Annotated in this window: 1 protein-coding gene and 1 pseudogene; both read right to left on the bottom strand. The window is 30.5% G+C overall.

The features are described from left to right. Positions 1 to 443: 443 nt before the first annotated feature. Positions 444 to 1,088 (bottom strand): GNAT family N-acetyltransferase, encoded by a 645-nt coding sequence (locus tag AC1DJR_RS29640; RefSeq protein ID WP_477004221.1) that lies wholly within the window; start codon positions 1,086 to 1,088, stop codon positions 444 to 446. 103 nt (positions 1,089 to 1,191) lie between these two features. Next, positions 1,192 to 1,426 (bottom strand): annotated as a pseudogene (locus AC1DJR_RS29635) (aspartate aminotransferase family protein); the annotation flags it as partial.

Genomic DNA, 1,426 nt, shown 5'->3' with positions numbered 1-1,426 from the left:
CTTTAAGGAAGATTAGATAGCTATAGGGTATGTAAGATGAATAGATAAATGAAATGAAAGAGACTTGTAACCGTCAGTATTATAGGTAAATTAAGGGGTTATCATCCAATATGTTTTAAACTGTTTAAGAGTGGTAGTCTATGTATCACTCGTTACTTGAAAAGTAAAAGATTAGACATCAAAATAGGGATAAGTATTTAAGTTACTGGTGTAGATGAAATAATGGAGCATATGAAATTAAAACATGATGAAACATGTTTTAATAAATAGAAGGGGATTTTTAGGTAGGTTAAGCAGAGAAATAAGGCATGCTGTGAAAGTGGCTATTGAATTCGAAGAAGTTAAAGTGTGAAAGGTGTCACTTATGTTAGAATATCTATTACTAATTTACTCTATATAAAAAAAGCAGCTGCACAAAAGTACAGCTAGCCTTCTTCACAAATTTATATGGCCTTGATGACGAATTGGGATTGAGGTATATATAGTAATTGAGCTGCTAAGGAAGTTGTTGTGTTAGCAAATGGGTAATTTTCCTTATAAAGAAATTTACTATACACTATTTCATTCATTTCAAAGGTCGTATACAGTTTTTTAAGGATTTTTTGAGAAATTTTATTTGTACAAGCAGCAATAAAATCAAAATCTTTTTTACTTATCTCTTGAATGGCATGTGAAAGAAGGGTGGTGATTATCCCACTTCCCATCCAATCTGGATGACAAGCGCCCATATCTAGATAGACCAATTTTTCTTTATCTAAATGAGAAAACTCAATAGATTCTGTCTCTAATGTATCTAAAAGTTGAAAAATAGGTTCCATTTGTGGGCATAGTTCAGTCGCTTTAGCTGTATCTATTAGTGGCTGGGTTACTTTTTTTGTTAAAAGAACCCCAACAATTTGAAAATTCTCTATTGCTACAAATGACATAGCTTGAGATACAGCTTGTTTCATCATTTCTTCGCACATTTTGTGAAAAGGAGCAAAAGGAATTTGTAAACTGCTTACAAGAGGTTCGTTATTCACAAAAGAATGTGCAAGTAAATGTGCTGCATCTTTCACGTGGTGTGTATCTAGTAGCTCTATATTCATATGTTTTTCCTCTTTCCTGATATAGTTAATAGTAATTAAAAGGATTAAAAATTTTATTTAATTTAGTTAAGTTTAACTATTAAAGCGCTAACAAAAATGGTTATTAAACATATGAATAAATCTGTTTAGTGGCAATCGAAATATGTTCATAAAGAAATTCTACGATCTCATCTATACATTCAACAGTTGTATATGGAGAGATAGAAAAGAATTTTAATGTAGAAATCGGATTTCTATCATAACTGTTTATTACATCTACTACACAAGAACGAGTTGTATCACCAAAAAATACTTGATCGCGATTTTTTCCTAGATAATTAAATAGTTCTATATTTAAT

The sequence above is a fragment of the Bacillus sp. 05T31 genome, assembly GCF_056396725.1.
The sequence above is the reverse complement of the archived record's forward strand: the minus strand, read 5'-3'. Positions and strand labels throughout refer to the sequence as shown.